This is a genomic window from Pseudomonas congelans, from assembly GCF_900103225.1.
Classification (GTDB): Bacteria; Pseudomonadota; Gammaproteobacteria; order Pseudomonadales; family Pseudomonadaceae; genus Aquipseudomonas; species Aquipseudomonas congelans.
The window spans coordinates 20690-39838 of the sequence record NZ_FNJH01000001.1 but is presented as its reverse complement, the minus strand read 5'-3'; the positions used below and the strand labels follow the sequence as shown (position 1 = coordinate 39838).

Annotated in this window: 21 protein-coding genes; 10 read left to right on the top strand and 11 right to left on the bottom strand. The window is 60.5% G+C overall.

Annotation, left to right across the window (positions count from 1 at the left end):
• Window positions 1-386 precede the first annotated feature (386 nt).
• Window positions 387-932 (top strand): GTP cyclohydrolase I FolE, encoded by a 546-nt coding sequence (gene folE, locus BLR20_RS00180; RefSeq protein WP_010427107.1) that lies wholly within the window; start codon window positions 387-389, stop codon window positions 930-932.
• Between the two features lie 73 nt (window positions 933-1005).
• On the top strand, window positions 1006-1383 hold the full coding sequence (locus BLR20_RS00175; protein ID WP_003405811.1) for a glutaredoxin family protein: 378 nt from the start codon (window positions 1006-1008) through the stop codon (window positions 1381-1383).
• 24 nt (window positions 1384-1407) lie between these two features.
• Here the strand turns inward: BLR20_RS00175 and BLR20_RS00170 are convergent, their stop codons facing one another.
• Genes BLR20_RS00170 through BLR20_RS00160 form a run of 3 tightly spaced genes read right to left on the bottom strand, consistent with a single transcriptional unit; the run spans window position 1408 to window position 3633 of the window.
• Window positions 1408-1794: a lysozyme inhibitor LprI family protein gene (locus tag BLR20_RS00170; RefSeq protein WP_032611380.1), complete on the bottom strand. Its 387-nt coding sequence runs from the start codon at window positions 1792-1794 to the stop codon at window positions 1408-1410.
• A 30-nt stretch (window positions 1795-1824) separates the two neighbouring features.
• Window positions 1825-2427 (bottom strand): glutathione S-transferase family protein, encoded by a 603-nt coding sequence (locus BLR20_RS00165; RefSeq protein ID WP_003343108.1) that lies wholly within the window; start codon window positions 2425-2427, stop codon window positions 1825-1827.
• A 39-nt stretch (window positions 2428-2466) separates the two neighbouring features.
• Complete coding sequence (locus BLR20_RS00160; protein ID WP_054993722.1) at window positions 2467-3633, bottom strand: aminotransferase-like domain-containing protein; 1167 nt, start codon at window positions 3631-3633, stop codon at window positions 2467-2469.
• 82 nt (window positions 3634-3715) lie between these two features.
• On the opposite strand from BLR20_RS00160, the gene BLR20_RS00155 reads away from it, so the two are divergent.
• Entirely contained in the window at window positions 3716-4186 is a 471-nt protein-coding gene (locus BLR20_RS00155) for a MarR family transcriptional regulator (protein WP_010427115.1), read from the top strand.
• Between the two features lie 115 nt (window positions 4187-4301).
• The gene (locus BLR20_RS00150; protein WP_054993723.1) at window positions 4302-5495 is read left to right on the top strand and encodes a benzoate/H(+) symporter BenE family transporter; all 1194 of its coding nucleotides are present in this window, start codon (window positions 4302-4304) and stop codon (window positions 5493-5495) included.
• A gap of 30 nt (window positions 5496-5525) precedes the next feature.
• Here the strand turns inward: BLR20_RS00150 and BLR20_RS00145 are convergent, their stop codons facing one another.
• The gene (locus tag BLR20_RS00145) at window positions 5526-6461 is read right to left on the bottom strand and encodes a S66 peptidase family protein (protein WP_032611371.1); all 936 of its coding nucleotides are present in this window, start codon (window positions 6459-6461) and stop codon (window positions 5526-5528) included.
• Between the two features lie 231 nt (window positions 6462-6692).
• Here BLR20_RS00145 and BLR20_RS00140 point away from each other — a divergent pair, with 231 nt between their 5' ends.
• Window positions 6693-7700 carry an NADP-dependent oxidoreductase gene (locus BLR20_RS00140; RefSeq protein ID WP_032611369.1) on the top strand — a complete coding sequence of 336 codons (1008 nt, stop codon included), beginning with the start codon at window positions 6693-6695 and terminating at the stop codon, window positions 7698-7700.
• 72 nt (window positions 7701-7772) lie between these two features.
• On the opposite strand, the gene pyrF is transcribed toward BLR20_RS00140, so the two are convergent.
• On the bottom strand, window positions 7773-8471 hold the full coding sequence (gene pyrF / locus BLR20_RS00135) for an orotidine-5'-phosphate decarboxylase (protein ID WP_025990789.1): 699 nt from the start codon (window positions 8469-8471) through the stop codon (window positions 7773-7775).
• Window positions 8472-8763: 292 nt separating this feature from the next.
• Between pyrF and eat the strand changes: the two genes are divergently transcribed.
• Both eat and BLR20_RS00125 read left to right on the top strand, forming a co-directional pair.
• Window positions 8764-10128, top strand: a complete 1365-nt coding sequence (eat, locus tag BLR20_RS00130) for an ethanolamine permease (RefSeq protein ID WP_054993724.1) — start codon at window positions 8764-8766, stop codon at window positions 10126-10128.
• 118 nt (window positions 10129-10246) lie between these two features.
• Window positions 10247-10414 carry a DUF2897 family protein gene (locus BLR20_RS00125; RefSeq protein WP_003378661.1) on the top strand — a complete coding sequence of 56 codons (168 nt, stop codon included), beginning with the start codon at window positions 10247-10249 and terminating at the stop codon, window positions 10412-10414.
• Window positions 10415-10449: 35 nt separating this feature from the next.
• On the opposite strand, the gene BLR20_RS00120 is transcribed toward BLR20_RS00125, so the two are convergent.
• Window positions 10450-11289, bottom strand: a complete 840-nt coding sequence (locus BLR20_RS00120; RefSeq protein ID WP_032611366.1) for a substrate-binding periplasmic protein — start codon at window positions 11287-11289, stop codon at window positions 10450-10452.
• 241 nt (window positions 11290-11530) lie between these two features.
• On the opposite strand from BLR20_RS00120, the gene BLR20_RS00115 reads away from it, so the two are divergent.
• Both BLR20_RS00115 and ppnP read left to right on the top strand, forming a co-directional pair.
• Window positions 11531-12073: a 3'-5' exonuclease gene (locus BLR20_RS00115; protein ID WP_010427132.1), complete on the top strand. Its 543-nt coding sequence runs from the start codon at window positions 11531-11533 to the stop codon at window positions 12071-12073.
• A 112-nt stretch (window positions 12074-12185) separates the two neighbouring features.
• The gene (gene ppnP / locus BLR20_RS00110; protein ID WP_010427133.1) at window positions 12186-12467 is read left to right on the top strand and encodes a pyrimidine/purine nucleoside phosphorylase; all 282 of its coding nucleotides are present in this window, start codon (window positions 12186-12188) and stop codon (window positions 12465-12467) included.
• A 59-nt stretch (window positions 12468-12526) separates the two neighbouring features.
• Here the strand turns inward: ppnP and BLR20_RS00105 are convergent, their stop codons facing one another.
• Complete coding sequence (locus BLR20_RS00105) at window positions 12527-14296, bottom strand: ABC transporter transmembrane domain-containing protein (protein ID WP_010427135.1); 1770 nt, start codon at window positions 14294-14296, stop codon at window positions 12527-12529.
• 287 nt (window positions 14297-14583) lie between these two features.
• On the opposite strand from BLR20_RS00105, the gene BLR20_RS27685 reads away from it, so the two are divergent.
• Entirely contained in the window at window positions 14584-14754 is a 171-nt protein-coding gene (locus tag BLR20_RS27685) for a PA1571 family protein (RefSeq protein WP_010427136.1), read from the top strand.
• A gap of 74 nt (window positions 14755-14828) precedes the next feature.
• On the opposite strand, the gene pdxB is transcribed toward BLR20_RS27685, so the two are convergent.
• From pdxB to dnaX, 4 genes are all read right to left on the bottom strand, one after another.
• Complete coding sequence (gene pdxB / locus BLR20_RS00095) at window positions 14829-15971, bottom strand: 4-phosphoerythronate dehydrogenase PdxB (protein WP_054993725.1); 1143 nt, start codon at window positions 15969-15971, stop codon at window positions 14829-14831.
• Window positions 15972-16060: 89 nt separating this feature from the next.
• Window positions 16061-16315, bottom strand: a complete 255-nt coding sequence (tusA, locus tag BLR20_RS00090) for a sulfurtransferase TusA (protein ID WP_054993726.1) — start codon at window positions 16313-16315, stop codon at window positions 16061-16063.
• Between the two features lie 160 nt (window positions 16316-16475).
• Window positions 16476-16802 carry a YbaB/EbfC family nucleoid-associated protein gene (locus tag BLR20_RS00085; protein ID WP_002552818.1) on the bottom strand — a complete coding sequence of 109 codons (327 nt, stop codon included), beginning with the start codon at window positions 16800-16802 and terminating at the stop codon, window positions 16476-16478.
• A gap of 61 nt (window positions 16803-16863) precedes the next feature.
• The gene (dnaX, locus tag BLR20_RS00080; protein ID WP_054993727.1) at window positions 16864-19071 is read right to left on the bottom strand and encodes a DNA polymerase III subunit gamma/tau; all 2208 of its coding nucleotides are present in this window, start codon (window positions 19069-19071) and stop codon (window positions 16864-16866) included.
• Window positions 19072-19149 lie beyond the last annotated feature (78 nt).

The window sequence follows — 19149 nt, the reverse complement described above, 5'->3', positions numbered from 1 at the left end:
CCAGGACCGCCAGGACCAGGGCCGCCGCCTTCATGATGCCCGCCACCGCCGCCATGTCCGCCCGGACCAGGCCAGAACGGCCAGCAGCCGGAAACCGACGACAGTACAATCGCGAACAACGCTATTTTTGCTACTCGACTCAACATCCGGGTTTACTCTCTAGGGACAGGCAATGGATTGATGACCTGCCTACTCAGACCGCAATGGGCGTCAGAAGTGGGTAGCGATCTGGTCGCCAACGTGTAAGCGAGAGGATACAAAGGCACTGACCGGCCGGTTGATTTGCAGCCCTGCCGTGCACCCGCCCGCATGCGTACGTTACTATGTGCGTCTCGGCGACGGGCCTGCCCTCGCAACCATCGAACCCCACACGGAAACACACCCCTGTGACACTGGAACAGAATTACACCGCCATCCTCGGGCAACTGGGCGAGGACGTCTCGCGCGAAGGTCTGCTGGACACCCCCAAGCGCGCCGCCAAGGCCATGCAGTATCTGTGTCGCGGTTACGCGCAGACCCTGGAAGAAGTAACCAACGGCGCGCTGTTCAGCTCCGATGCCAGTGAAATGGTGATGGTCAAGGACATCGAGCTGTACTCGCTGTGCGAGCACCATCTGCTGCCGTTCATTGGCAAGGCACATGTGGCCTACATCCCGCAGGGCAAGGTGCTTGGTTTGTCTAAAGTGGCGCGGATCGTCGACATGTACGCTCGCCGTCTGCAGATCCAGGAAAACCTCAGCCGCCAGATCGCCGAGGCCATCCAGCAGGTTACCGGCGCGCTGGGCGTTGCGGTGGTGATCGAAGCCAAGCACATGTGCATGATGATGCGTGGCGTCGAGAAGCAGAATTCGGCCATGATCACCTCGGTGATGCTGGGCGAGTTCCGTGAAAACGCGGCCACCCGCAGTGAGTTTCTCAGCCTGATTAAGTGATCGTTCAGCCTGCGTTCACCTGCCGTGAGGCACGCTGAATGCACGGCTGGGCACGCCACCGCCCGCAAGAGGTATGACCTTGTTCATGAAAGCGTTAAGAGTCGGCCTCGGCCAACTCGTCATCGGCATCGATTTCCTGACTCGCCCGAGCAGGAAAAAACGTGACCCGCAGGCCCAGGCGGCCGTTGCTGAAGCGGCTCAGAATCTGACGCTGTATCAGTTCCACGCCTGCCCATTCTGCGTGAAAACCCGTCGCGCCCTGCGCCGCCTCAATGTTCCGGTCGCGTTGCGCGATGCGAAAAACAATGAGCTCGATCGCCAGACCCTGCTCAACGAGGGCGGCAGGATCAAAGTGCCTTGCCTGCGCATCGAGGAAGGCGACAAAACCGTGTGGATGTATGAGTCCAAGGTGATCATCGACTACCTGAACCAGCGCTTCGGAGCGATCTGACGCCTGTTTGCCCGGCGCCGCCTCTCAGCGCGGGCAACCTTCCTCGCGACAAGCCACATAGGCTTGCAACTGCTTCAGCCGCACACGGGTCTGCTCGGCCAGGCATTGCGACTGCAGCAATGGCCAGATGGAGCCTGAATCTTCGGGTTTGCCTGCCTGATACAGGCAATCGGCATCACGCAGGGCTATCCACTTTCGTTGCGCATCCTTGAGTGCCTGCTTTTTCGCCGGGGTCTTCAACCACGCCATTTGCGCGTTGTACTGCTTGTTGAGATCGGCATCGAGCGTCGCCTGCTCATTGGCAGCGCAGCGATTCATGCTGGCCTGATTGGCGTCGCAGTCCTCGGCCTGGGCCGAGCAGCCGATACCCAGCGCAATGAAAGCGCCCAGAAGTACGATTGGAACGCGCATACATTTCCCTTTGTTCAAATGACGGATGTGTCAGTCCAGCATACCGATATAACCCGGCTGTGCCTTGACCCGATCCAGCCAACGGCGGATCCCGGTATAGGGTGCCAGATCGAAACCGCCCTGATGAGCGACGTGGGTGTAGGCATACAAGGCGATGTCGGCGATGGAGAAATTCTCGCCGACCAGAAACGGCGTACGGTCGAGCTGCTGCTCCATGACCGCCAGTGCGCGGTAGCCGGCCTTCTGCATGGCGCGATACTCGGTCATGCGCTCGGCCGGCAAGCCCAGATAGAACTGGATGAATCGGGCAACCGCGACCGACGGCTCATGGCTGTACTGTTCGAAGAACTGCCACTGCAGCACCTGGGTGCGCAACCTCGGTTCGCTCGGCAGGTACGAAGAGCCGTCAGCCAGAAAGTTGAGAATCGCGTTGGATTCCCACAGGCAAGTGCCATCTTCCAGCTCCAGCACCGGAATCTTGCCGTTGGGGTTCTTTTCCAGAAACGCCGGGGTCTGGGTTTCGCCGTTGAGAATATCAACCGGCACCCACTCGTACTCACTGCCCAGCAGGTTAAGCATCAGCTTGACCTTGTAGCAGTTGCCCGAGTTGTAATCGCCATAAACCTTGTACATAAGACTGCTCCCTTGCTGCGTCTATGTTGACGTCTTGAATCAGGCGGCTTGCAGGAGGTGTGCAGCGCGGACCACCGACGCCAGTCGTTTTATACCCTCATCGAGCCGTGCAGGGTCGATATGGCTGAAATTGAGCCGCAAATGACCGTGATTGGCGTCCGGATCGGCAAAAAAAGGTTCGCCCGGCATGAACGCCACATCCTGCGCCAGCGCTGCATCCAGCAAGGTGCGCGTGTCCAGCGGCTGCTTCAGCGTCAGCCAGAAGAAAAGCCCGCCTTGTGGGCTGTTCCAGGTGGCCAAGTCGGAAAAATGCGTTTGCAAGGCGCTTTCGAACGCATCACGACGGCCCCGATAAAACTCGCACAGCGTCACCAGATGCTCACGATAGTGCTCAGTACCAATCCACTGCAAGGCCTGCCACTGTCCGAGGCGATTGGTATGCAGGTCAGCCGACTGTTTCAGACGCAGCAAGTGCGGAAACAGATCGGGGCTGGCGATCAGATAACCCACCCGCAGGCCGGGCAGCAGCGTCTTGGAAACCGTACCGGTGTAAATCCAGCTGGCCGTTTTCAAACCGCTGACGATCGGCCTGGCACTGCCGCCGTCAAAGCTCAACTCACGATACGGCTCGTCCTCGATCAACGTGACACCGAACTCGTCGAGCAAGGCCGCCACGGCATCGCGACTGGCCTGGCTGTAGCGCACCGCCGAGGGGTTCTGGAACGTCGGGATGAGGTAGGCGAACGCTGGTTTGTGCTGCTCCAGACGCTGACGCATGGCAACCAGGTCCGGTCCTTCGGCCTGCAGCGGTACGGTGATGCAGTCGGCACCGAACAGCTGGAATATCTGCAGCGCCGCCAGATAGGTAGGCGCCTCGAGGAGAATTTCGGTGCCTTTGTCGATGTACAGCTTGGCTGCCAGGTCCAGTGTCTGCTGAGAACCGCTGACCACCATGACCTGACGGGCGTCGCAGTCGATACCCAGGGCGCGGGCATCGGCGGCCAGCGCTTCGCGCAGCGCCGGCTCGCCCTCGCTCATGCCGTACTGCCCCAGTGCAACGGGCATATCGGCCCACTGCACTTTGGGCAGCATCGACTCGGCAGGCAGACCACCAGCAAACGACATCACTTCCGGACGCTGAGCGGCGGCGAGGATCTCGCGAATCAGAGAACTTTTCAGACGGGAAACGCGTTCGGAGAAAGCCATGGCAGTTACCTGTAGCCGAGACAATTGGAAATACGTCAAACTGGTTGACTCAAATTACGACGATCAACCTGGATACGTCAACATGCTTGACCTTAAAAAACCTGCCAATCAACAAATGGCCATGGAAGCCTTCTTCTTCGGCTATCAGGCGTTCACTGCCAAGGCTGATGAAATGCTGGCCAGACGCGGCTTCAGTCGCGTGCATCAGCGCATTGTATTTTTCATCGCTCGCTACCCCGGCCTGAGCGTCAAGGAGCTGCTCACCGTATTAGGCGTCAGCAAACAGGCCCTCAATGCCCCGCTGCGCCAGCTGATCGCGATGAATCTGGTGCACAGTGCGGCCCCCGAGAATGACAAGCGCAAACGACTGTTGGGCCTCACCGATGAAGGCGCTCTTTTTGAACAGGGCTTGCGACGCGAACAGGTCAAACTGCTGCAGCGGGTGTTCGCCGAGGCGGGTCAGGATGCCGTGGACGGCTGGCTGACGGTCAATCGGGCGTTGGGGCAGACCCTGCAATCCGGCGCCTGCCCGGTCGGGACTGACGCCGAGTAAAGCCACGGCTGCAACTGTGCTGGCGTTTACTCATGTCGCTGTATTGCAAGGCCGAGCAGCCATGCGTTTAGGCTTGGCGCCCTCTGCTACCTGCCCGCTTCAAGGAACGCCCAGCATGAACGAATCCCTCAAGATGCCATTGCGCCCGCTGACAGACTCATCGCCGTCGGCGGTGGTTGCCGGTTTCATCGCCATGATGACCGGCTGCACCAGTTCGCTGGTGCTGATGTTTCAGGCGGGCCAGGCGGCGGGGTTGAGCAGCGTGCAGATTTCATCCTGGCTGTGGGCGCTGTTCATGGGCATGGCCGTATGCAGCATCGGCCTCTCGTTGCGCTACCGCATGCCGATTACCGTGGCGTGGTCGACACCCGGCGCTGCATTGCTGATCACCAGCCTGGGCGGCGTCAGCTACCCGCAGGCCATTGGCGCGTTCATCACCAGCGCGCTGCTGGTCATTCTGTGCGGGCTGACCGGCAGCTTCGAGCGCATCGTGCGGCGCCTGCCAGCCTCGCTGGCTGCGGCTTTGCTGGCAGGGATCCTGTTCAGGATCGGCAGCGAGATCTTTGTTGCCGCAGAGCACCACACCAGCCTGGTAATGGGCATGTTCTTCACCTATCTGCTGGTCAAGCGCCTGTCGCCACGCTACTCGGTGCTGCTCGCGCTGCTGGTCGGTATCGGCATCTCAGGCATGCTGGGCCTGCTGAATTTTGACGGCCTGGCGCTGGAAGTCGCCATGCCGGTCTGGACCACTCCCGAGTTTTCCTGGGCGGCGACGGTCAGCATTGGCATCCCGCTGTTCGTGGTGGCCATGACCTCGCAGAACATGCCCGGTGTGGCCGTGTTGCGAGCCGACGGCTACTTCCCGCCGACCTCGCCGCTGATATCGGTGACAGGCTTCGCCTCATTGCTCACAGCGCCGTTCGGCTGCCACGGAATCAATCTGGCGGCGATCAGTGCCGCCATCTGTACCAGTCCTCATGCCCATGAGGACAAGTCCAAACGCTATACGGCAGCGATCTGGTGCGGGATTTTCTATGCAATAGCCGGCATTTTCGGTGCCACCCTGGCGGGTCTGTTCAGTGCGTTCCCCAAGGAACTGATGCTCTCGATTGCCGCGCTGGCGCTGCTCGGATCGATTACCAACGGCCTGACCGTTGCGATGGCCGAACCGAGGGAGCGCGAACCCGCGCTGATCACCTTCATGGTGACCGCCTCGGGACTGACGCTGTTCTCCATAGGCTCGGCATTCTGGGGCATCGTTGCAGGCCTGCTGACCTTGCTGATCCTGAACACACGCAAGGCCGATTAGGTCAACCGCCAGCGCAGCGCGGCAGAGACATCAACTGCGGGCGGCAGCCGATACCAGCAGGGTTCCGGCGTCGGCATCAAGTATCGCCTGGGTGCCCAGTGGCACTGCCTGATTAGGATCGCCATGCCCTACCGGTAGACCGCCGAGCACCGGGATGCCGAGACTGCCCAGCCTCTCGAGCAGCACATCGGCGGGGCTGATCGTGCGGCCAGTGTTCGCGGCAGGGGTGAATTCGCCGACGGCAATGCCGGCCAGAGACGCAAGAATCCCGCAATTGCCCAGGTGGGTGAGCATGCGGTCGACCCGATAGGCGGGTTCGTTGACCTCTTCGATGAGCAGGATCGCACCGCGCAGGTCGGGCATGAATGGCGTACCTACAGAGGTATCGAGGATGCACAGGTTGCCACCCAGCAGCAGGCCCTGTGCGCTGCCACCGGTTCTGACCCTGGCCGTTGGCGAGGCCGGATCAGCCTTGAGCAAGACCGGCTCGGTACTCATCAGTACATGGCGCATGCCGCTGACGAACAGGCCGCCACGTTCAAGCTGCGAAGCGACCGGGCCATGTATGGTCGCCAGGCGTGCGTGGTTCCACAGTGCACCGTGCAACGCGGTGATATCGGAAAAGCCGGTCACCAGCTTGGGGTCACGACGCACCGCGTCCATATCCACCTGCTGGACAATCCTTTGCACGCCATAGCCGCCGCGAGTACAGATGACCGCGCGGATTTCCGGATCGGCAAGCGCTGCGTTGAGGTCGGCGAGCCGCTCTTCGTCGGTCCCCGAATAGAACGAGTAGTTGCCCAGCGCATGCGGATAGACCCGTGGACGCAGCCCCCACCCCTCAAGTACCGCCACCGCCGCCTTGATCTTGGCGGGGTCCACAGGTCCTGCCGGGGATACCAGCGCCACGGCGTCGCCAGCTCGCAGAGCACGGGGGTGGAGAGTGTTTGAAGAGGTGGCAGGCATCACGGTCGTCCAAGCGTTGATCGAACAAGGAATCTAGAGCACTGACGGGAGTGACTCAAGCCATATCCGTCGTCAGCATGTTTCATCCGCACATCCGTCTGAACGCCAGCGGCGCAACGGACTCCTATCAACCACATGGATCAAATGGCATTCGCTGGGTGATCGCTTCTTGCCCTAGCGGCGCTATGAACGTTTGAATCCATTCTTGAACCATTTTCAGGAGACCCTGCCATGACTGATCTTTCCAACCGCCAGTTCCTGCTCGCCAAACGCCCTTCGGGCGATGCGCGCCGTGATGACTTCACCTATCAGGAAGTCCCGGTCAGTGCACTTGCCGAGGGGCAGATTCTGGTCAGGAACAAATACCTGTCACTGGACCCGGCCATGCGTGGCTGGATGAATGAGGGCAAATCCTACATTCCAGCCGTAAAGCTGGGCGAAGTGATGCGTGCCCTCGGCGTGGGTGAAGTACTTGAATCGAAAAACCCCAAGTTCGCCGTAGGTGACCATATTCAAGGCGCCTTGGGCGTGCAGGACTACTTTGCCGGTGAGCCGAAGGGCTTCTACAAAGTGGATACCAGCCTTGCACCCCTGCCGCTTTATCTATCGGCACTGGGCATGACCGGCATGACCGCCTATCTGGCGCTGCTGGACGTCGGCCAACCGAAAAGCGGTGACACCGTGGTGATTTCCGGTGCGGCAGGTGCTGTCGGCAGCGTGGCCGGGCAGATTGCCAAGCTCAAGGGCTGCCGGGTCGTCGGCATCGCGGGAGGCGCGGAAAAATGCCGTCTGCTGACCGATGAACTGGGCTTCGACGCAGCCATCGACTACAAATCCGAAGACGTCATGGACGGCCTGAAACGCCACTGCCCGGATGGCGTGAACGTGTACTTCGACAACGTCGGTGGCGACATTCTTGATGCGGCACTCAGCCAACTGGCGGTCGGCGCGCGTGTAGTGATCTGTGGCGCTATCAGCCAGTACAACAGCACCAAGGCGATCAAAGGCCCGGCCAACTACATGTCACTGCTGGTCAACCGTGCTCGCATGGAAGGCTTCATCGTACTGGACCACCCGGAGCGCTTTGCAGAAGCGGGCCAGGTCATGGCCGGCTGGATCAAGGAAGGCAAGCTCAAGAGCAAGGAGCACATCGTAGAAGGCCTGGAGACGTTCCCGGAAACCTTCCAGATGCTGTTCAGCGGTGAGAATCAGGGCAAGCTGATCCTGCAAGTGGAATAAAGCCCGCAGGCTTTTCGAACGTTACGGATCTTCCCCACTTTAGGGGAAGGTATCCGTAACGTCCGCATCCGTTCAGGACAGCTCGGCGACCACCGCCGCCAGTGCCTTCGCCGGATCAGCCGCCTGGCTGATCGGGCGGCCGATGACAAGGTAATCAGAGCCTGCATCCAGTGCCTGACGAGGAGTCAGGATACGCCGCTGATCGTCCTGCGCGCTGCCCGCCGGGCGGATGCCGGGCGTCACCAGTTGCAACGACGGGTGAGCCGCTTTCAATGCCTGCGCTTCAAGCGCCGAGCACACCAGACCATCCATCCCGGCCTTCTCGGCCAGAGCGGCGAGGCGCAGCACCTGCACCTGCGGGTCGATGTCCAGGCCGATACCGGCCAAGTCTTCGCGCTCCATGCTGGTCAGAACGGTCACACCGATCAGCAACGGCTGTGGACCGCTGCGCTGCTCAAGCACTTCCCGGCAGGCTGCCATCATGCGCAAGCCGCCGGAGCAATGCACATTGACCATCCACACGCCCATCTCGGCCGCCGCCCTGACCGCCATCGCCGTGGTATTCGGGATGTCGTGGAATTTGAGATCCAGAAACACCTCGAAGCCCCTGTGGCGCAGGGTCTCGACGATGTCGGCCGCGCAACTGGTGAACAGTTCCTTGCCGACCTTGACCCTGCACAGCTTGGGATCGAGCTGATCAGCCAGGCGCAATGCGGCTTCACGGGTCGGAAAATCCAGGGCGACGATGACAGGAGTCTGGCAGGCGGACATGAGCGTGGTCTCAGGTAAGTCGAAATCGGCGCGCATTGTAGCCGAACCGGCGCAACGGCGGGACCCATAGATCGGCATTTGTCCAGTGGCGGTCGTAAAAAGTCACGATTTCCTGCACCTGCGGCGACCATCGCTACGTTAGCCTGCACCGAATCTGCACAACAGGGTGAATCTGTTCCCCCTGACGTTCCACAAACGACCTGTTTTGAAGCAACACGACAATGAACAGTGCACTGGCACGGCCTCTGCAACAGGATGTTTCAACGATTATCGAAATCTCAGGGAGATAACAATGAGTACGCAACTCAAGCCGACACTCGGCACGATTCACTTATGGGGGATCGCCGTCGGGCTGGTGATTTCCGGCGAATACTTCGGCTGGAGCTACGGCTGGGGCGCGGCAGGCACGCTGGGCTTTCTGGTAACAGCACTGATGGTTGCCACCATGTACACCTGCTTCATCTTCAGCTTTACCGAACTCACTACGGCCATCCCGCATGCAGGCGGCCCGTTTGCTTACAGCCGCCGTGCCTTTGGTGAAAAAGGCGGACTGATTGCCGGCATGGCGACGCTGATCGAATTCGTCTTCGCACCACCGGCGATCGCCATGGCGATCGGTGCATACCTCAACGTGCAATACCCGGGTCTTGACCCCCGACATGCAGCAGTCGGTGCCTACATTGTGTTCATGGCGCTCAACATCGTGGGTGTGAAACTGGCTGCGACCTTCGAACTGGTGGTGTGCATTCTGGCCGTCGCCGAGTTGCTGGTGTTCATGGGCGTCGTCGCGCCGGCCTTCAGTTTCAGCAATTTCGCCCTCAATGGCTGGGCGGGCTCACAGACTTTCGGACCCGAAGCCATTGCCGGCATGTTCGCGGCAATCCCGTTTGCCATCTGGTTTTTCCTGGCCATCGAAGGTGCAGCCATGGCCGCCGAAGAAGCCAAGGACCCGAAACGGACCATCCCGAAAGCGTACATCAGCGGGATCCTCACCCTTGTGGTGCTGGCCATCGGCGTAATGCTGTTTGCCGGTGGCGTGGGCGACTGGCGCACGCTGGCCAACATCAATGATCCGCTGCCGCAGGCCATGAAGGCCGTGGTCGGTGACAACTCCGGCTGGCTGCACATGCTGGTATGGATTGGCCTGTTCGGTCTGGTCGCCAGCTTCCACGGGATCATCATGGGGTACTCGCGCCAGTTCTTTGCCCTTGCCCGCGCCGGCTACCTGCCCGCCTCGCTGGCCAGACTCTCACGCTTCCAGACACCGCACCGGGCAATCATCGCAGGCGGCGTGATCGGCATCGCCGCGATCTACAGCGACGGCCTGATCAACCTGAGCGGCATGACGCTGACCGCGGCGATGATCACCATGGCCGTTTTCGGCGCCATCGTCATGTACATCATGAGCATGCTCAGCCTGTTCAAGCTGCGCAAGACCGAACCAGGCCTGGAGCGCACGTTCCGCGCACCCGGTTATCCGGTAGTACCCGGCATCGCCCTGGCGCTGGCCCTCGTGTGCCTGGTGGCCATGGCCTGGTTCAACGCCCTGATCGGCCTGATTTTCCTGGGTCTGATGGCGATCGGCTTCATCTACTTCAGCCTGACCGCCAAATCGCGCGCCGATGCGCCAGCCGACGCGATGCTGACCGGGGACTGATTGCGAGGATCTTGGGGTTGCGTGCGAATGGTTTCGTACGCAACCCCTTCAGGGCGCATACACTTGAACCATTGGGCAGCCGTGCTGCTCAAACCGGTATCAAAACAAGGAGAGCGCTATGCCCTGGTATGCCTGGTTAATTCTGCTCGTAGCCATTGGCTCGATCGTCGGCGGTCTGATGATGCTGCGTGACACAGCCAAGAAACTGCCCCTCACTGAAGAACAGCTCAAGCGCGTCCACGAGCGCAACGCAGAAATGGATGCCAAGGACGCCAAGGACCGCTGATTACTTCCGGGTGGCAGGCGCAAACCTGCCCTCCGCTATTTGCCCGGCATCCCGGTATCTACCGGAAGCACCTTGATGTGCAGCGGCTCGAAAATCTTCGCCATCTGCCCATCTTCGCGCAGCCTTTCCAGTAGCTGTCTGAAGTGCGGAGCATCAATGTTGCCATTCGGGCGCAACAACGCGTATTGACGGTAGATCTGATCGATACGGTCGGACACCATCAACTGGGCCGCTTCATCCTTGTTACGCGCCATGAAATCAATCAGGTACGAACGGGTAACAGGCGCGATATCGGCGCGGCCGCGCACCACCATCAGCAAGTTACTGTCGTGGGAGTACGTGGAGGTAATGGTGAAGTGCTCGCTCAGGTACTTCTGATCGGTATTGAAGTTGGCAAATCCATAATGATAGCCACTGAACAGTGCCAGACGTTTGCCAGCCAGAGTGTCGAAGTAATCCTGCCCGCGTCCTTCCACGCGGCGCGCCACATAGACCTCGGCATCCTCGAGTCCCATATCGATCTGTTCATGGGGAATATCCTTCCAGCCCCAATTGGGGTTTTCGAAGACTGCAAGATCGAAACGCCCTTCCGTGAAATCACGAAAACGCCGAGGCACCGATGTCGGAATCATCACGAATTCGTATTCGTCCTGCTCGCCATTCAGGGCATCGATCAACCTGGGTAAAAGACCGGCGTCTTCACCTTTTTCAGGGCGCACCATGTAAGGGGGAAAATGCACTGCGGCCACTCGCACGATCTGCGCGGCGAAGACATGCTGCGTTGCAATCAACGGAATGAAGAGCATGGCGCCCGTAACGATCCTGCGCGCAACACCGTCAATTAACACTGCAAGTCTTTTCATAAAGCACGACATCAATCAAAGCCGTCCAAGCTATGCGGTTTCCGTGATTTAAACAACTGTCAAATCGACGGCGTCAGCGCACTGCGGTGCGCTTGCAATACTCGTCCAGGCACTGCGAGTGCACCAATGCAACCACCCGTGGTCACTGTAGGAGCAGTTGGAACAACAAGGGTGCCGATGCAAAGCCCAGGGTGTGCGCAACGGGTTAATCTGGCTACGCTGAAGCCATTGACTATCGTAAGGAAGCTTGATGATGCCGCACTGGCTGGTAATTGATCTTGAGGCCACGACCGAAGAAGGCGGATGGCCGGTCGCAGAAATGGAAGTCATCGAGATAGGCGCGACACTGGTCAATCAGGACGGACGCGAGCTGGACCATTTCGAACGCTTCGTGCGCCCGGCGCGCAGGCCGCTGCTGACCCATTTCTGCCGCGAGCTGACCCATATCAACCAGAGCAGCATCGACAGCGCTGCGCCGCTGACCACGGTGTGGCCACAATTCGAGCGCTGGTTGAGCCATCACCGTGCACGCATCGTCGGCTGGGCCAGCTGGGGGGATTATGATCGTCAGCAACTGGAGGAGGAATGGCGTCATCATCACCTCGACAGTGCGCTGTCCGGCATGCCGCACATCAATCTCAAACAGCGTTTCGCCCAGGCTCGTCAGTTGCAGAAACCGATGGGGCTGAACAGTGCCTTGCAACTGGCAGGCATGCAGTTCAGCGGGCAACAGCATCGCGCCCTGGTCGATGCGCGCAATACCGCCCGGCTGCTGCCGTTGATTCTGCCCAATTGAGTGCTGCTGCACGTCGACGCTTCGTCAGCGTCGACGTGCAAGGGGCGTGACGAGTTTTACCGTGTTGGGCATACTGGCGAACCATTTTCAGCCCTTTCAAAAGGAATCGCCCATGTTCAAGGTCAACGAGTACTTCGACGGCACCGTCAAATCCATCGCCTTCACCCAGGCCGATGGTGAGGCAACCATCGGTGTCATGGCAGCGGGCGAATACGAGTTCGGTACAGCGCAACGGGAAATCATGCATGTGATCTCCGGCGAGTTGAGCGTGAAGCTTCCGGACAGCACTGACTGGGAAACCTTCGCCACCGGCAGCCAGTTCAACGTACCGGCCAACAGCAAGTTCCAGCTTCAGGTCAAAGTCGATACCGCCTACCTGTGCGAATATCGCTGAGGCTCACCAGGTGGGGGGCTTGACCTCCCACGTTGTCCGCAAGCCCTCCTCGCCCTCTCCTATTCAACTCCGACATTGAACTGCAACGCCGCCAGTCGCGCATAAAGCGGGTTGCTGGCAATCAACTGCTGATGGGTGCCCACCGCCACCAACCGCCCCTGATCCATGACGGCAATCCGGTCGGCATTCTGCACTGTGGCCAGCCGATGAGCGATGACCAGCGTGGTGCGCCCCTGCATCAAGCTCGGCAGGGCCTGTTGAATCAAGTACTCACTCTGCGCGTCCAGCGCACTGGTCGCTTCGTCCAGCAACAGGATCGGCGCATCGACCAGCAAGGCACGGGCGATCGCCAGGCGCTGCCGCTGTCCGCCCGACAATCCCACCCCGCCCTCACCCAGATGCGTACGGTAGCCGTCGGCCATTTCGAGAATGAACTCATGCGCATGGGCAATGCGCGCCGCCGCTTGTACCTGCTCAAGGCTGGCAGTGGCGTTACCGTAGCGAATGTTGTCCTCGACACTGCCGAAAAACAGCGCAGGCGATTGTGAAACCAGCGCGAAGCAGCGGCGCAGATCATGGGGATCGAGCTGCTTGACCGGTACGCCCTCGATCAGAATGCGCCCTTGAACCGGGTCGTAAAAACGCAACAGCAGATCGAGGATGGTCGACTTGCCTGCTCCGGAGGGCCCGACCAGCGCCAGGGTTTCACCGGGCTCGATGCTCAGGGTCAGGTTATCCAGCGCATTGCGCTCGGGGCGCGACGGGTAGGCGAAGGTGACATTCTCCAGCGCCAGACGCCCACTGATGCGTTGCGGCAGGCTCTGCAGGTCAGTGGTCGGTACGCTGATCTCGCTGCGCGCCTGAAGCAGCTCGCCGATCCTCTCTGCAGCACCGGCGGCGCGCTGCAGGTCGCCAATCACTTCGCTCAACGTGCCGAACGCCATACCGACCATCAGCGCGTAGAACACGAACGCTGCCAGCTCACCGCTGGAAATGCGGCCGCTGATCACGTCCATGCCGCCCACCCACAACATCACCGCCACCGCCCCCAGCACCAGGACAATCACCAGCGTGATCAGCCAGGAGCGCTGCAGGATCCGTTTGCGGGCGGTCTCGAAGGCCTGCTCCACGGTATGTGAAAAACGCTGTTTGTCCTGCTGCTGGTGATTGTAGGCCTGCACCGTCTTGATCTGCCCCAGGGCCTCGGCCACGTAGCTGCCCACATTGGCGACCCGGTCCTGACTCTCGCGCGACAGGTTTCGTACCCGCCGTCCGAACATGAGAATGGGCGCGATGATCAGCGGCAACGCCACCACCACGATGCTGGTGAGTTTGGGGTTGGTGATGAACAGCAGCACGATACCGCCGATGACCATCAGCGCATTGCGCAGGAACATCGACAGTGACGAGCCGATCACCGACTGCAACAGCGTGGTGTCGGCGGTCAGGCGCGACTGGATTTCCGAGCTGCGATTGTTCTCGTAGAAGCCCGGATGCAGCTCGATCAGGTGATCGAATACTTTCTTGCGCAGGTCGGCAACCACACGCTCGCCGATCCACGACACCAGGTAGAAACGGGCAAAGGTCCCGATGGCGAGGCCGACCGTCAGCAGCATGAAAAACCCGATCGAGCGCTCGAGCAACTGCGCTGAGCGGGTCATGAAACCCTGATCGACCATCAATTTGATGCCCTGCCCGATCGACAGGGTGATACCGGCGGTGATGACCAATGCCAGCAATGCGCCGAGCGCCTGCCAGCGATACGGCGCGATGAAACTCGCAGCCAGACGCAAGGCCTGGCGATGACGCCGGGTAATCCGTGAAATCATGAACGATGAACCTGCCTGTCTGCCCGATCTGTCTGAGTTGCAAAGCCTACACCTGTGTCGCCAGGCGCGCCGAATATCATTTCGAATGAACTTGCGGTCGGCTTCCAGAGTCAGGTTATGACTGCTTTACAGAGGCCACTATAAGACATCGATCTAAGCGCCTGCTGGCAGATTTGCATCATCTCTGTTGCACTTGGAGCGCGTTTGAGCGGCTGACAGAACCTGTAACGGACCGGTCATCAAGCGCGGTTAACTTAACGCCGTTACCTGATGAAAGGAGAAACACAATGAACCCGCAAGAGCGCAGCAACGAAGTTCAGGTCGTTCGAGCCACGCCCAATCTGCCGGTTGGCGGTGCAGTTCTCGACCAGCACGGGGAAGAAGTCCTGATCACCGAAGAAATGGTTCAGGCTGCCTGCCAGGAATGCGACAAGCACTGGGTAACCCCGGAAAAATAAGACCGAGCTGTACCAGACATTTGAAACCCGACCACAAGGTCGGGTTTTTTATTGCCCGATAGCGCGGCTGGCAATCAGACCAGCACCGCACCCAGCGCGCGCACCAGTTGCGCCAACGCCTCGGACTCACCTTCCAGGTGCACCTTCAGCCCTTCGATTTCCCGGCGTGGCGGGTACTGCTTGCGCAATGCATCGAAGGCCAGACGCTGGCTGACGGTGTCACCGGTCAGACTGCGACGGAAATCCGCGTCGTCACGCCGCGGGTCATACACGCCGCGGCACAGCATATTAAGCGCCCAGACCGGGTCGCAGTCCGCGTCGAGACTGACCTGCGCCAGCCAGGGTTTTGGCAGCAAATCGTCCAGCTCGATGGTCGCGGGCTGATCAAGAAAGCCACACAGCGCCTGGTAGATCTGTGCGGTGCCGCGCTGCCTGCCATCCAGGCTGTAACCGGCGATATGCGGTGTACCCAGAACACACAGGTCAGCCAGCGCGACGTTGACCTGCGGCTCACCTTCCCACACGTCCAGCACGGCCTGCAGGTCTTCCCGCTCAAGCAACACGTCGTGCAGCGCTGCGTTATCCACCACGGCACCACGGCTGGCATTGATCAGCCAGGCACCCTGCCTGAGCTGACGCAAACGCGCGTCGTCGAGCAGGTGCCAGGTCGGTGACGCCCCAGTCTTGCTCAGAGGTGTGTGCAGGCTGATGACGTCACAGCGCTGCAGGATCTCGTCGAGGCTGACGAAGTCGCCGTCTTCGGCAGCCTGGCGTGGCGGATCACAGACCAGCACGTTCCAGCCCAGGGCCTTCAATACGCTGATCAGCCGACCACCCACCTGCCCTGCACCGACCACACCATAAGTGCGCTGCGCAAGGTCGACGCCTTCGATTTCAGCCAGGGTCAACAGGCTGCCGAGGACGTAGTCCACCACGCCACGCGCATTGCAGCCCGGTGCGCTGGCCCACTGGATACCGGCTTGCTGAAACCAGTCCAGATCCAGGTGATCGGTGCCGATGGTGCAGGTCCCGACAAAACGCACCGGGCTGCCTTCAAGCAGTTCGCGGGTCACTGCGGTGACGGAGCGAACCAGCAGGATGTCGGCGTCAGCCACGGCGGCACGGTCCATGGCGCGGCCCGGCAAGCGATGGATCTCACCGAAATGAGCAAAAAAAGCGTCGAGCAGGGGAATATTTTCGTCAGCAACAATGCGCATGGAAGACTCTCTGGGTCTGGCGAACAGGGACCTGCTCGAATCGGGAACAGGTGCGTCGTGAACAGGCGCGGGTTGCAGCGATGTGACGATCAGTCGGCCTTCTTGCGGATCCAGTACAGGAACGTGCCCTCTTCGGCTTGCTCTGCAACAAGCTCATGACCGAGGAATACACAGAATTTCGGAATATCGCGACGCGTGGACGGATCGGTTGCAATGACCTTGAGCAGACCGCCCGCAGGCAGATCACGCACCTTCTGGTGCAACATCATCACAGGTTCCGGACAAAACAGCCCGACTGCGTCCAGCTCGGCGTCGACAGTAAGGTTTTCAATGGGCTCAGACATGGGGCACTCCAGAGACGGGGAACGATTGTCGCTCAATTCAGTCGCTCAGGCCAAATACTGATGGTAGTGATGAAGCCGAACAACGGAGCCCGGCCAGCCACACAGCAGACAGAAAAATGCCAGGCACAGGGCCTGGCATTGATCATGACCCGGACGACCGTCAGAACGGCAGCTTCATACCGGGCGGCAACTGCATGCCGGCAGTCATGGAAGCTGTCTTGTCCTGGCTGGCCTGCTCGATCTTGCGCACAGCGTCGTTGACGGCAGCGGCGATCAGGTCTTCCAGCACTTCCTTGTCTTCCTGCATCAGGCTGTCATCCAGATTGATGCGCTTGACGTCATGACGACCGGTCATCACCACGCTCACCAGGCCTGCGCCCGATTGACCGGTGACTTCCGCGTTGGCCAGCTCTTCCTGCATCTTGGCCATTTTTTCCTGCATTTGCTGCGCCTGCTTCATCAGGCCAGCCATGCCACCTTTCATCATGGGATATCTCCTCGAAAATGGATGGTTCGTTTGCGTGGCGCCAGCGGCGCCCTGTGTTCAGTTATTGAGCCTGTACCGCAGGCGCGTCCACGGGTTTGATCGTGTCTTCCCGGATAACAGCGCCAAACTGTTGCAGCATCTGCTGGATGTACGGATCGGCCTGGATCGAGGCTTCGGCCTGGCGCTGACGCTCGGCACGCAGCCGTGAAGCGGCCTGCGCAGGGGTTTCCTGCTCAGGCTTGATCAACTCGATATTCAGATTGATCGTGCGCCCATGGTACTGGTTCAACGCATCGTTCAGGCGCCGCTGCTGGGTCGAGTTGAACAGCGCGCTGTGCGCCGGGTCGAGGTGCAGCAGCCAGTTGTCGCCATCGGCCGAGATCAATGTGCAGTTGGCCGCGATGCTGCCGGTCATGCCGGAGATCGGCAGCTTGGGGAATACGTCCAGCCACTCGGCAGCAAGACCGGTGGCCGGTTTGGCCGCCGGGGCAGGCTCCGGCTCGACGGCTTCCAGCTCGACGACACTTTCGTGGGCCAGCTCATCCAGATAGCTATAGGACGCCGGGTCTATATCGATATCCGGCTCGACGTAATCGTCGTCCGCTGGCGGCTCGTCATCACCGCCCATGGGCCCGGAGTCGGAAGACATGGCGTCGGCGTGCATGGACATATACGCAGAGTCCGGGATGGCTTCGAGCATTGCCGGCGTGACCGACTGCTCGGCAACCGGTTGCGCGGGCTCGGCCTCGGGCGCGGCCGGCACCGGGCTGGCGGGCGCAGGTGTCGGCATGGGCGTCAGGTCGGGCTGCTCGGAAACGGTCTCCAGAACCGGCTCGGCTACTGGCTCGGCTTCGCTATCAGGCGCAGTTTCGGCGGCGGGTTCAGCAACTGGTGACTTCGGCTCATTCCAAGGCAGGTCAAGGTCTTCGACTGGCGCGGCTTGTGGCTCCGGCTTGGATTCCGGCTGTACCGCGGGCTCTGCCCAGGCGGCTGCGGCCGGCATCGGAGCTGCCGCAGGCGGCAGCGCTTCGAAGGCCGGATCGGGCGCAGCCATCACCGGGGCGGTCGACACTGCGGGAGTTGCCGATGCAACAGGTGTCGCATCCGCCACTGCTTTTCGGGAATCAACCGTGGCCTGGCTGATCCCCACTGGCTTTAGCGGCTGCCTCGGCGCGTCATCGCTGTCGGCAGGCCGGAACGCCAGCATGCGCAGCAGGACCATCTCGAAACCGCCACGCGGATCAGGTGCCAGCGGCAGGTCACGACGACCAATCAAGCCCATCTGGTAGTAAAACTGCACGTCTTCGGCAGGCAGGGCCTGCGCCAGGGCAAGCACCCGGTCACGATCGCCATGACCATTGTCGACACCTTCCGGCAACGCCTGGGCAATCGCCACACGGTGCAGCACGTTGAGGATTTCCGAGAGCACGCCATTCCAGTCAGGGCCCTGCTCGGCCAGGTGACGTACCGCCTCCAGTACTCCGCGGGCATCGCCTTCCAGCAACGCGGTCAGCACATCGAACACCTGGCCGTGGTCCAGCGTGCCGAGCATGGCACGTACATCGGCGGCCATGACCTTGCCTTCGCCGAAGGCAATGGCCTGATCGGTGAGGCTCATCGCATCACGCATCGAACCGTCGGCGGCGCGCCCGAGCAGCCACAGCGCATCGTCTTCGAACGGCACATTCTCGACGCCCAGCACGTGGGTCAGGTGCTCGACCACACGTTCAGGCGTCATGTTCTTCAGCGAGAACTGCAGGCAGCGCGAAAGAATGGTCGCCGGCAGCTTTTGCGGATCGGTGGTGGCGAGGATGAACTTGACGTAGGGCGGCGGCTCTTCAAGCGTCTTGAGCAAGGCGTTGAACGAGTGACTGGAAAGCATGTGCACTTCGTCGATCAGGTAAACCTTGAAACGACCGCGACTGGGCGCGTACTGCACGTTATCCAGCAGCTCGCGCGTGTCCTCGACCTTGGTGCGGCTGGCGGCATCGATTTCGATCAGGTCGACGAAACGGCCCTCGTCGATCTCCTTGCACACCGAGCAGGTGCCGCAGGGCGTCGAGGTGATGCCGGTTTCACAGTTCAGGCACTTGGCGATGATGCGCGCGATAGTGGTTTTGCCGACGCCCCGTGTGCCGGTAAACAGATAGGCATGGTGCAGGCGCTGGCTGTCCAGCGCGTTGATCAGGGCCTTCAACACATGAGCCTGGCCGACCATTTCGCGGAACGAGCGCGGACGCCATTTACGTGCAAGAACCTGATAACTCATTTAAAACCGTCGCAACTGGTAAGCGGAAGACCGCCAATGCTAGCCGAGCAGGGGCAAAATTGCATCTGGTGTCCGTCT

What these genes read in the sequence shown, in the direction of transcription:
- eat (WP_054993724.1), top strand. Translation starts at nt 8,764, where the DNA reads ATGAGTACGCAACTCAAGCCGACACTCGGCACGATTCACTTATGGGGG.
- BLR20_RS00105 (WP_010427135.1), bottom strand. Translation starts at nt 14,296, where the DNA reads ATGATTTCACGGATTACCCGGCGTCATCGCCAGGCCTTGCGTCTGGCT.
- BLR20_RS00125 (WP_003378661.1), top strand. Translation starts at nt 10,247, where the DNA reads ATGCCCTGGTATGCCTGGTTAATTCTGCTCGTAGCCATTGGCTCGATC.
- BLR20_RS00145 (WP_032611371.1), bottom strand. Translation starts at nt 6,461, where the DNA reads ATGCCTGCCACCTCTTCAAACACTCTCCACCCCCGTGCTCTGCGAGCT.
- BLR20_RS00175 (WP_003405811.1), top strand. Translation starts at nt 1,006, where the DNA reads ATGACCTTGTTCATGAAAGCGTTAAGAGTCGGCCTCGGCCAACTCGTC.
- pyrF (WP_025990789.1), bottom strand. Translation starts at nt 8,471, where the DNA reads ATGTCCGCCTGCCAGACTCCTGTCATCGTCGCCCTGGATTTTCCGACC.
- BLR20_RS00150 (WP_054993723.1), top strand. Translation starts at nt 4,302, where the DNA reads ATGAACGAATCCCTCAAGATGCCATTGCGCCCGCTGACAGACTCATCG.
- tusA (WP_054993726.1), bottom strand. Translation starts at nt 16,315, where the DNA reads ATGTCTGAGCCCATTGAAAACCTTACTGTCGACGCCGAGCTGGACGCA.
- BLR20_RS00140 (WP_032611369.1), top strand. Translation starts at nt 6,693, where the DNA reads ATGACTGATCTTTCCAACCGCCAGTTCCTGCTCGCCAAACGCCCTTCG.
- BLR20_RS00170 (WP_032611380.1), bottom strand. Translation starts at nt 1,794, where the DNA reads ATGCGCGTTCCAATCGTACTTCTGGGCGCTTTCATTGCGCTGGGTATC.
- BLR20_RS00155 (WP_010427115.1), top strand. Translation starts at nt 3,716, where the DNA reads ATGCTTGACCTTAAAAAACCTGCCAATCAACAAATGGCCATGGAAGCC.
- BLR20_RS00165 (WP_003343108.1), bottom strand. Translation starts at nt 2,427, where the DNA reads ATGTACAAGGTTTATGGCGATTACAACTCGGGCAACTGCTACAAGGTC.
- BLR20_RS00160 (WP_054993722.1), bottom strand. Translation starts at nt 3,633, where the DNA reads ATGGCTTTCTCCGAACGCGTTTCCCGTCTGAAAAGTTCTCTGATTCGC.
- pdxB (WP_054993725.1), bottom strand. Translation starts at nt 15,971, where the DNA reads ATGCGCATTGTTGCTGACGAAAATATTCCCCTGCTCGACGCTTTTTTT.
- BLR20_RS00085 (WP_002552818.1), bottom strand. Translation starts at nt 16,802, where the DNA reads ATGATGAAAGGTGGCATGGCTGGCCTGATGAAGCAGGCGCAGCAAATG.
- BLR20_RS00115 (WP_010427132.1), top strand. Translation starts at nt 11,531, where the DNA reads ATGCCGCACTGGCTGGTAATTGATCTTGAGGCCACGACCGAAGAAGGC.
- dnaX (WP_054993727.1), bottom strand. Translation starts at nt 19,071, where the DNA reads ATGAGTTATCAGGTTCTTGCACGTAAATGGCGTCCGCGCTCGTTCCGC.
- ppnP (WP_010427133.1), top strand. Translation starts at nt 12,186, where the DNA reads ATGTTCAAGGTCAACGAGTACTTCGACGGCACCGTCAAATCCATCGCC.
- BLR20_RS27685 (WP_010427136.1), top strand. Translation starts at nt 14,584, where the DNA reads ATGAACCCGCAAGAGCGCAGCAACGAAGTTCAGGTCGTTCGAGCCACG.
- BLR20_RS00120 (WP_032611366.1), bottom strand. Translation starts at nt 11,289, where the DNA reads ATGTCGTGCTTTATGAAAAGACTTGCAGTGTTAATTGACGGTGTTGCG.